General features: G+C 48.9%; 11 protein-coding genes. 2 read left to right on the forward strand and 9 right to left on the reverse strand.

The window, feature by feature from the left end:
• The 9 genes from ACOTXR_RS24475 to ACOTXR_RS24515 form a co-directional block, all read right to left on the reverse strand.
• Positions 1-435: hypothetical protein (locus tag ACOTXR_RS24475; RefSeq protein ID WP_421767126.1), on the reverse strand; the 435-nt coding region annotated here is incomplete at its 3' end.
• A 12-nt stretch (positions 436-447) separates the two neighbouring features.
• Positions 448-858, reverse strand: a complete 411-nt coding sequence (locus ACOTXR_RS24480) for a hypothetical protein (protein ID WP_000985909.1) — start codon at positions 856-858, stop codon at positions 448-450.
• Between the two features lie 100 nt (positions 859-958).
• Positions 959-1165 carry a hypothetical protein gene (locus ACOTXR_RS24485; protein ID WP_000134171.1) on the reverse strand — a complete coding sequence of 69 codons (207 nt, stop codon included), beginning with the start codon at positions 1163-1165 and terminating at the stop codon, positions 959-961.
• A gap of 60 nt (positions 1166-1225) precedes the next feature.
• Positions 1226-2551, reverse strand: coding sequence for a type II toxin-antitoxin system HipA family toxin (locus ACOTXR_RS24490; RefSeq protein ID WP_000088044.1), 1326 nt, complete (start codon positions 2549-2551; stop codon positions 1226-1228).
• A 4-nt stretch (positions 2552-2555) separates the two neighbouring features.
• Positions 2556-2849: a helix-turn-helix transcriptional regulator gene (locus tag ACOTXR_RS24495; protein WP_012477377.1), complete on the reverse strand. Its 294-nt coding sequence runs from the start codon at positions 2847-2849 to the stop codon at positions 2556-2558.
• Between the two features lie 400 nt (positions 2850-3249).
• Positions 3250-4638, reverse strand: coding sequence for a hypothetical protein (locus ACOTXR_RS24500; RefSeq protein WP_000083579.1), 1389 nt, complete (start codon positions 4636-4638; stop codon positions 3250-3252).
• Between the two features lie 4 nt (positions 4639-4642).
• Positions 4643-5140: a membrane protein gene (locus tag ACOTXR_RS24505; RefSeq protein WP_000340139.1), complete on the reverse strand. Its 498-nt coding sequence runs from the start codon at positions 5138-5140 to the stop codon at positions 4643-4645.
• A 202-nt stretch (positions 5141-5342) separates the two neighbouring features.
• The gene (locus ACOTXR_RS24510) at positions 5343-5987 is read right to left on the reverse strand and encodes a trypsin-like serine protease (protein WP_259408565.1); all 645 of its coding nucleotides are present in this window, start codon (positions 5985-5987) and stop codon (positions 5343-5345) included.
• Between the two features lie 658 nt (positions 5988-6645).
• Positions 6646-7038: a hypothetical protein gene (locus ACOTXR_RS24515; protein WP_000341066.1), complete on the reverse strand. Its 393-nt coding sequence runs from the start codon at positions 7036-7038 to the stop codon at positions 6646-6648.
• Positions 7039-7958: 920 nt separating this feature from the next.
• Here ACOTXR_RS24515 and ACOTXR_RS24520 point away from each other — a divergent pair.
• Positions 7959-8945 (forward strand): hypothetical protein, encoded by a 987-nt coding sequence (locus ACOTXR_RS24520; protein ID WP_000211823.1) that lies wholly within the window; start codon positions 7959-7961, stop codon positions 8943-8945.
• On the forward strand, positions 8942-10677 hold a 1736-nt coding region (locus ACOTXR_RS24525; RefSeq protein ID WP_237765000.1), incomplete at its 3' end, for an ATP-dependent helicase. The genes ACOTXR_RS24520 and ACOTXR_RS24525, both read left to right, overlap by 4 nt.

Consider the following 10677-nt stretch of genomic DNA (forward strand, 5'->3'; position numbering starts at 1 on the left):
CAACTTGTCGTCAAAATCGGTGTTGCAAAAACGGGAGTGACCATAGATTCCGTTTTCTGAGACGACCCCTGGATAGGCCAGGTTATATGCTGCGCCTGTGGTCATTTGCTCGATGACCGCAGGTGCATAACCTTCTGCTTCCAGCTTACGATATGCAGCCCGGTAGTCTCTTTGGGTTTTCAGCGGGTATATCTTTCCGCCTTTACCATCGAAAGCGATAAACCAGAAATCGTCCGTGCCAGTTTCCAGATTTCTGCAACGTTTCAGATGCCATCCGCCTTCTCTCGCCCAGATGGTACGGTTATTTCTGGCATTCGTTTTGTCATAACCGTTCTCGTCAAGCCAGCTATCAAAGCTGGTCAGCCCCAGATCCTGAACCTCCAGAGAAGGCACTCGAATGACCTGCAAGGTATGGCGGGGTCTTGGCTCTCTCATCTTGATCTCTTCCTAGCGCTGGTCTGGGAAATACGGATATTGCGGGCCATATTCATAGTCATGCGGGCCTGGCTCAACTTCCCAGAATGGACGGCCGCTAATTGTCTTTGGACCGCGCTCGTTTACGATGTCTTCTACATCCTGAATATTAAATGGCATCGTTGCCAGTAACAGCTGATCTTCGGGTGTCAGCGTCACAGTTGCACCGTCGATACGGCTGTAAAGGTCGGCAAACTGTTTACCTGCACCGTGCAACCGGTGCTCCGCTACACTTCTGATTGCGTGTAAGTCCAGCTCCGCCGCTTCCATGCGATCCACGTATAGTTTCATTTCTTTACGCAAAGCGCTCAGCTCACGGGCTTTAATAAACCCGCAGGCGTACCCACCCAGGGCGATAACTGCAATGATTGCTAAAATTGCCATTTTTTTCTCTCACGTGATTGCGGCCGTTACTCTAGTCTTAATGTGAAGTCTGGGAATTCGCTGGATGTTAAGTACGTTTTCATCCCCAGACTGACAGATGCTAAGGCGCGATCCCAACACTCCATTTGTAAGTATCAGGCCCATCTTCTCCGCTGGTGGCATCTGCTACAATCTGTGCATAACGTTCTCCAGCAAGTTCTCTTACCATCTGATCCACGACCCATTGCAGATGATGCATTTCATCGGTTCCGCCGTAACGACAAGCCAACTCAATAGCCCGCTCTATTCTTTTTTGTTCTTCAGTCATACTGAATCCTCACGCTTACATCAGCTATTCTGAAAACATGCACACTATAAATTGCGGCTGTCATTTCTCAGCCAGGCGCCTGCATTGCTGCCTCATTCCATCAAAAATACTTTCCGCAAGCTGCTGGGGGAACTGGTCCGGAAGAAGCCCGCTAACACGTTCAATGACACCCGGGGTTCTGGCGATGATTTCCTCTATCATCGCCTCTGTCTGCTGTTTACTCAGGCCGGTTATCTCACCATGCCTGATCCAGTGGCGTCGTTGTATTCGATATATCTGGTAATAGTTGCTACTGCCACGTACGGCCATCGCCAGTTTGCACTTCTGCCAGGATATCTGATTGTTCCCATGACCGATCACCGGCCATGCCGACAACACATCATAGAGTGGTGTAAGGTGATAACGTCCCTGTGGCCCAATAGAAATACTGAAATTTTTAGCGTGGCCATCTGTTGCGGCCATCATCCAGAAAACTATCTGCGTCATAAAAAACTGCGCTTTGTCACGCTCAGCACGGTCTGAATTACTCAGAACTTCCATAATTTCCGATATACCTGGCCCGCCGTCCGCCTGATATTTTCGTAATGGCGAAATGCCCAGGGCCTGACACATATCCTCCTGGGGTAAACGAATGATCCATTGTCCGTTTCCTGACCATTTTCGGTCAAAACGTTCTACCACCAGCGCTTTCTGATCTTCAAAGTGAGCAATCTGCGTTCTTGCCACGGGGAGCCCGTACTGTTCGAGAAGTACCGAGCAGAGCCATTCATTTTCAACCGACGAGCGCATGTCGGCTTTCATGTTCCCCACAAGTCCGAGCGGTAGCTTGAATATATGCGTCGTTGGTGTATTACCCTCCGGCATACACCACCGATCTTCATGCCACAGTAGGGCTGTTTTCTCCTGAGCACCGGCAATAGATAAACGTAAGTCGTCGTTATCTTCTGGCCTGCCCGGTAGCAATGTCTCCGTGGTATTACGCAAAGTTGCCGCAATTTCTGATTCAGTAAGCGGGTGATACTTCACGGAATATAAATCTGTGGGTTCATCTCCGTCATGAAGCAGCTGTATCGCGCCCACGCAGTCTTTTCCCAGCTCCGTCAGAAGATCAAAAGGCTCCAGGCTATCGGCCTTGTAACGCATTGCCAGACGTCTGCGTATGCCTTCGCTGTCCGGGAGTAAATTATCAAAATAGTCACGTACCACATTTCCACGCCAGACCTGGTTCCCGGGAGTAAAAGGAAGGGACAATGACAGCGGCCTTCCCTGTTCGTCTGCACTCCAGTCAGGAAGGTATTGTAAGCTGTCTACCCCTTTACTTTTTTCCCAGTATCCGACTTTGATTCCGTTCATCCAGATTGCCAGACGCTGCTGTTTCCGGCTCATATCGTTACCATTTCTCCTGTCGTGCAGGTGAGTTTGATTTAAGCATTTCTTCCGTCTGCTTCCCCTCTGAAGAGGCGGTTGTCGAGGAGAAGCTGATTTTTACGCCCAGGATAGAAAACACCTTGAATAGCCGTTCAATGCTCGCACTGGCAGGGTTGGCTTCCAGACGTGAGTATGTCTGTTGAGTGACCCCTAACCTTTCGGACAGGTCTTTTTGCGTCAGGCCATTCGCCTTGCGAAAACCAATGAGCAAGGGACGCAACTGGTTGAGCGTGTTTAACGGGTAATCATTATTGATCATAAGCTGGCCTCAGTAGTTCCTCTGATACACCTTGTACGCTGTTTTCTAAACATACACCCTAAAAGCTGTAATATCAAATTAACAGCCTAAAAGCTGTTAAATAGAGAGTACAACCTTTAGGCTGTTACTAAGTGGCAGCATAAATCTTTATGAGGTTTGATATGAGAGAACTATCAATAATAAGCCGTTACGCTCGTACAGCATCCGGTAAGAGAGCTGACAGATCAGGATCATCGGTAAACGAGAAGCGGAGTATCTTATGGCCCTGTTGTGAGCTGTATAAATAACTACGAGCTACTCTCTGCCTCGGGGAGGAGGCAGAGAGAGTATTAAAAGCAAAGGCAGACATTTTTAGCAGCTGGTGGGCTATGGGGTTCCGGAGGTGCTCCGGTGAATGTTACTTGACTGGCAAGTTTCCTGCTCTGATGGTCAATGCCTCGATGCTGTCTATATTGTTCTGAAGCCGTTCCAGTTCTGCCTTTTCAATACCGGCCCAAAGCTTTAAGTGTCGCTGATAAAGGGACCACTTGAGTGAGTGAAAACCATTCCAGGCCAACCCCATCCAGGAGGCGTAATTCGCATTGAGAATATTGCCGGTGATATACATTTTACCTGCGTTAACAGCACTGGAAGTTCCATAACCCAGGGCAAGCATCATCCGGAAGCGTGGATTTAGCCGCAACGGCATGGTATCCAGTAAGGTCTCCCCAAAAGCTCCTTTTCCCAGCGATACCTGTTTCGCCACATAGAAAACCCGCATCAAAACTTCCATTATGCTCATCGGAATACTTGTCACGATAAACTGACGAAAGTCATACCCGTTGACATACATGTACTCTATTTGTTTGCCGAAGTTAGAACTCCCCACAGGGATCCCCTCAAGCATACGAAGTAGCCCCATAAAAGGAGCCGGTAACCCCATGCCACGGTTTCCTTTTGCTGAGGGGGCATTAACATCCGATGCCAGGTGTCCAAACATTCTGGCGATGAGCCTGAAAATATTGGTTTCGTCTGTAACGCCTTTACTGGAAGGATAAACCACGATCTGTCCATTCTGAACCACCGTACAGGTCCCGTTCAGCATATCCTTTATACCGAAAATAATGCCCAGTACGGGATCGTGTGACAAAGCTCTTAAGCGGTGATTTGTGGGAGACAAAACGCCACCGGCCGCACCCACTAAATCGCTGCTGATCGAACTGTCTGGTGCCCCTATAGGGAACAAATCTGAGAGTTTTGTACTCAGGTCCTCCGGCAAAATGGCATTGAAGGCTTTCTGCACCTGTTTATTGAAAATACCATCCACTTCTGCCGTAAAGCTCACCGTAGGTTTTGGCGGGGCTCTGACGCAAAGTAAATCCAGCATGGATGCTATGAGCCCGCATCCGCAGGCAATAGCATAATCCCAGGCGTCGAGTGCGTAGCGATCATTAAATTCTTTAATATGATTCTGGATCCGGGCATCTACAACAGCCAAGTCATCCGTGGAGAGTATTGTGGCCAGTCCAATATCACCGCATACACGCTGGTTAGCCTCGCTATATATAGTCTTGAGACCAGTAGAATGCATGGCAGTATCTGAAGGGGTCATTTCTCGCAGATGATGTTCTTTAAGCGCCAGATGCTCCGCTTCATCAAGTTCAGTGCCGCTGATTAGCCCGGTCAACTGTGCCTTAAGGCTCTCTATATCACTGTTAATTGTCTCGTGAGCGTTCGCGATATCCTGACCACGGAGCTGAATATAACGGATGGCCCTGAACTCATCATCATAAGGAGACTGACTCATGTGTTTACCTCACCGCGACCAGGCTACCTTTTGGAGCTTTCTTAGTAAGCATGTCGATTGTTGCCTTGATGCCAGCAATTTCTGCCTTAAAATATTCCGCATTCGACATCAACCTTTCCTGAACTTCGTAGAGCTTTTGGATGGCCTGACTAAGGGCGGCTGTCAGTTTCGCATTTTTTTTGTGTTTCACTATCGCGTACCCGCCAATCCCTAACACAGCTACAGGTGCGGCCAATACCGCAATGCCTGCAACCATACCGCCACCGACGATAGACCCTGCTGTAGCGAGCCCGGAGGTTATGCCTGCTGCTGACACTCCCGTTGTACCAAGCGTATAGAGAGCACCGAAGGAAGCCGCTGCGCCTACGCCTGACCCCGCCAAAGCTGCTGCGCCCTCAGTAATACCCGGGAACTTATTTTCAAGCGCCTGAAGAGCACTTGTAACTTCATCCATTGCCTTCTTGCGAATTTTTTCGAGCTCTTCAGTTTCGGTAGCGTCCATTACAGGCCTCGTATTCATAACTTGCTGTGTGATAGGTGAAAAAGAGCACCATAAAAGTGATGAAGAAATCATGACTTACTATTGTGGCACTTTCGAGTTCATGTTTGTCAGTTTCAATGCTGTTGCTGTTAGTAAGGGCAGACGCCATATCGGGCAGACCCAAAATAACTATCGTGCCAGCGTCATTTTGGAACTGACTTTGCTAAAAATCAGTAGCGGACTGAACAGACATGTGTGGATTTGAATCTGGGCAGGTTCCAGACATTATTCCAACCAGACTTCCAATGACAAAATGCTCGTCATTCTCGGAGACGACATAGGGTCCACCAGAGCAACCATCGGTGTTGAAATGTGCTATTACAAAGCGAGTTGTGAGATGTTGGGGAGAATGATTTGAGCAATTTAAAGGCCAAATGCCTGAAACTTCACCAGGGAATGTCGAAATTGTTGTCTCATTCATTGGATATCCGACACCCAATGTACCCATGCCAGCTGCGGGAGCCAGGACCTTAAAGTAACTACTTACAGGCTGTTGTATTCCAGCTGGTAATACGATTTCTGCACTGTCAACAAACGGAATGCCGTCCCTGTCATTAGCCTCATTGAGAATGAAATCGACTAGAACAGGCTCTTCGTTCACCAGTCCTTGATGGTTAAGAAATTTGACGTAAAGTTTAAGTGTATTGCTGACGGGATAAATTTTTCCAAGAGCATTGGTAACAACATGGGCTGCGGTGAGAATCTTTTGCTGCTGACCATTATCGAAACCAAACGCAGTTGCTTCGAGATGGCTACTAAAATGAGGATCATTGCTTACATAGATTTTACAAACGTAGTTTTCAAACATTATTTCCTCCTTTTGCCGGTACCTAATCAGTTACACGGCTGCATGTTATAAACAACTAAACTCGCTTCCTGATATTTGAGTTTGTATGTTTTGCCAGGCACCAGCTCACCTCTGAAACACGGTTAGTCTCCTCCATGACATGGTTATGGCGATGGTCAGAAACTGTTATCGACGAAAGGCTGGAATTCCTTTAATGGCATTATCCATTTCAAGTCGTATGTCCTGAACGGGAGCGTATATTTTTATGATTCCAGATCTTAACCCTGAAACATTCCCCGTATCAAAACTGACCCGTTACAGATAAGTCACCACCGGTGCTGTCGATTAATTTAGTGAATTGCATGTCCTCATCCCATAAAGGGTAGGGCCTACCCCCGGCATCGAGCAAACCTGACCACCCTGCCCTTATTAAGACCCCACATGCGGCAATGGTGCCCTGTCCACGCCGCCCGCGAACTTTGAGGAAATGGGGAGAAAATAAAAAGAAAACAAAAAGTTATCGGCTGAAGTACCGGCGCAGATCGGGAATCAGGCGAAGCCTGACAGCACGTTAGGGCCTGGCAGGGGGCTTGAGGGATGAGGACATGCAATTGTGATAACCTTCCCGCCACGGGGTCGGTTAAATTCGTATCCTGCCGGTGCAATTCCAACGGCCGCGTTACCAGTTCGCCGGGTAGCATGGCCAGCAAAGCCAGGCATCGAGCACCCGGGTTTCACTGACGGCCGCTGCATAGACGCCGGTATCCGGGAAGAAATAAACCGGGGTGGCGTTGTTCAGCTGGTCGCCTTCATCGGCCAGAGCGCCGATCACCTCATGAGGCTTAAGCAGCATATCCGTTAAATATTCATCCGGGTGGATGGCATTCAGCGATATGGCCATCTCCAGAAATTCATCCAGGGTATGGCGGGTACGATACCCCCGGAAAACCTCGTATGAAGGCGTGACGCATTCACCATCCAGGGAACAGGCATCGTAACCGGCCAGCTGCTCTTCGGTGAGTCCGGAGGCATGCTTTGCCACAAGATTCGTAAATTGCTCTTTATCGTCCATCACAATCCTTACGCTGTAGGGGCCTGTTTGTGTTATCACTGCTTCCGGTTTTTACTTCGCACAACCCGGCAGGTATCCGGTCGCCCGGGCGTCCTTTGCGGTCTTGTTCGCCCTTCGCCTGAATTACGTCAAATCCTTTTCACTACCCGGCCGCAGGGTGACACCTCCCCTTTTCTCCGGAAGCGAAAGAGGAAGAACAGTTTAACAGCCCGGATCCTCAATAATTTTCGCGTAACGGACTAAATAACCGGTTTATGCAGCTTCTGATAACCACAGACCGCGATAGAATAAAACGTCTGGTGAGGAACCGGAGTGTTATGTAAGCGGGGGGTTTAACTGGGTATCTGTGTAGTCCTATTTAGCCAGATATCCCGAATAAAAACCTCAACGATTAGGTAAACGAAATGGATGGATTCTGGTCGATGTTCTGTTTGTTTGTCGTGGTAGTTTCACTGCATAAAGCCCTTTCTGTAGCAGCAGCACGAGCAGACGCAGCAAAATTAAATATGCTTCTCAGAATGAGAAAGTTTAAAAAGTAGCTTTCAAGACATCTGAGAATTCTTTTAAATCCTCAGAGGAAGTTATATGTTTAGGCTATTTGCAAACTAAGGTTGGAATTCCATCATTCTAGCCTTAGATCTTTGATCAAGTGAAGTTGCTCACTTGGTTGGATTTTACCGTTTCCTGACGGCTTTTCAGAAGCGAGGGCTGGTTGGAATGCCTTCCAGCTAGAAGTCTTGCAGATGCTCTCCGGGCATTAACTCATTGTCGAATCTGCACCAGTATCACTAGGTTGTTGAGCGGGCGATTAGCTTTTTCACTGAGCCGCTGTACACTCGACTGCTTCAAGAAGCACTACTTACCATTTGCCTGCCGTAAGGTCTGTTCTTAGCTGGATTTTTTTGGGAGGATACGCAGTCATGACAACTCAATCCAGCTCAATACAATACGCTTACGCGCTAGACGGCGAGGGCACCCTCACGCACATTGGCGCTGCCCTGCGCTCACATACTTACACCTGCCCAGGTTGTAAGAGCCCCCTGACCCCGGTAATGGGCGAGTTCAACGCTAAGCACTTTCGCCATTCGGAAGAATGCTGTGCCCTTGAAACCTATCTTCACAAGTGCGGCAAAGAAGCATTCTTCTATCGCTACCAACAAGCTCTCAGCCGTGAAATGCCTATTAGCCTTGAGCTGGAGCGCCGGGTTGCCTGTAATGGTTCTCGTTTAGCCTTGGTTAGAGACGAAGCACGTCAGTGCGTAAAATCCGTGCCTGCACGCTACAACTTGACTCAATTTTTCGATCAGGCAGAGCTGGAAAAACACGATAAGGTCACAGGGCTGCGACCAGACGTGATGTTGTATGATACGACTGGCGAAAGGCGTTGCTACGTAGAGATTTGTGTCACACACCCCTGCTCTCAAGACAAGATCGAAGCCGGTATCCCGATTCTTGAGTTTAAGGTCCAATCTGCCTCTGATATTCAGATGTTGCTTACCGGGGCCTACTCGATCAAGGAGAAGATCCTGAGAGTATTCAACTGGCTTCCCCCGTTTCAATCTGTGGACACCTGTAGCGGCGTCTGCTCAGTAGGTAACGTGGATATGTCTGTCTGGAGTTTAAGTGGTTCCGGCCGACTCAACGAACAAACGATGCCGCTCGCTGAAGTGGATTTAACAATCAATTCTGACGTGAACACATGGCCTAGATCGTTAGGGGCCGCTGAGCTGGCTGATAACTTACGAGCTTTTATCCGTCACGCCGATCCTCATTCACTATTTCCCAACTGCATTATGTGCGAGCAAGCAGGCCGATGGGAGGATGGCTATCTGCAATGTCACAGTAAGGCAAAGATCGTTCCCTACACCGAGGCCCGTCAGTGCGCCAATTACAAGGTTAAGGCATGACCAAAAGACTGACTTGGGAGCAGAAAAGTATTGTCAGCCATGACACCGGACATGCGTTGGTAAAAGCCGTACCTGGTAGCGGGAAAACAACCACACTTGTAAAGCGCGTTGAGCGGCTGGTCAAGACGGGAACTGATCCTCGCTCCATTCTGATCCTGATGTACAACAAGTCGGCGCAGGTGAGCTTCACGGAGAACTTGAAGACGGCACTGATGTCGAGCGTGATTCCAGAAATCCGCACGTTCCACAGCTTGGCCTTAAAGATTGTTGGTTACGGAGAACGCCAACAGATAATCAAGAAGAAAGACCTCATTACTCCAAGCGACTACCGCTATGAGCAACTGGTAAAGCAAGCCTACCGCTATGGCTTTGACCATGAGGCGAATTATATTGACCCCAATGAAATTGAAAACTTCGAGCTGTTTATTGCTCGCTGCCGGGCGGCGGCCGTAACTCCTGTTGATGCTGCCAATGATCCAACGTTCAGCAACATCAAACGGGAGTTTATTCACGCCTATGGCCGCTATTGTGAGCTGCTGGAGGAAAACAGTCTGCGAACCTTTGATGACTGTTTGATTGAGGCTGTCGCACTGTTGCGTAATGACAGCAGCCTTGGTGCCCACTTCAAGCACATCATTGTTGATGAATATCAGGACGTTAACCTGATACAGCATGACATGACCCGCTTGCTATCTAAGTCGGATACGTCGGTTATGGCTGTTGGTGATGTTAACCAGTGTATTTATGAGTGGCGTGGTGCTCGACCAGACTTTATCGGCGGACTGTTTGAAAGGCACTACCCGAATACGAAGGTGTTTCAACTGTCATGCACGTTCAGATTTGGCCATGAGCTTTCCTTGATGGCTAACTCGGTAATTCGGCGCAACTCTACAAAGCTGACCAAGCTTTGTGTCAGTCATCCTAGCACCCCCAAAACAGAGGTCAGATTGCACTTTGATAACTGCCTATCCAAGGTGCTATCAAACCTCTCGGTGAGCAGTGGAACACAAGCCATATTGTCCCGCACTAAGGCGAACCTTGCTGAGGCGGAAATTGCTTTACGCCTGTGTGGGCTACCTTATCGCTACCTCAATGGTTCAAGCGCATTACACACCCGCACCGAAATCGGGATACTGGTAGTTGGCGTCTTGCTGTCTGTGTACGGCGATCTGCGGCTACTGGAAAACCATCCCAACAAACAAGCGATTGTTTACGGCTTTCTGAAGGAGGCTGGTTTTAGATGGCAGAAAGGGCAATTCAAAGCGGCGCTCAGTGGATTGATGGCTCCGCACGCCGACCTATGGTCTGCTCTAGGTCAGTTATTCGAGGGCGCACAATACCAAAAAGATCGGCTGGGCAGGCTCGCCACTATCTGCCAGAAAGACGGAGAGGAAACGCCTGCTATCGATGTGTTACGACGCCTGAGTATGGAGGGTTTCATTGATAGTGTTGGCTCTGAGGGTGTAACTCGCACTGGATCGAACGACCAGCAACGAGGGGTCGTGAGGATCGGGGAGCTACTTGACTCCAGTAAGATCGATTCCCGCACGTTTTTAAACCTTATCTTGAATCCAGGCGAGGCTGCTACTGACTGCGATCCCTTCATCCTTTCCACACTGCATGGTTCCAAGGGGCTGGAGTGGGATAACGTAATACTGATCGGGGTCGTCTCAGAAAACGGAATCTATGGTCACTCCCGTTTTTGCAACACCGATTTTGACGACAAGTTGGC

It is taken from the genome of Enterobacter cloacae complex sp. IR53030, from assembly GCF_049238365.1.
Classification (GTDB): domain Bacteria; phylum Pseudomonadota; class Gammaproteobacteria; order Enterobacterales; family Enterobacteriaceae; genus Enterobacter; species Enterobacter kobei.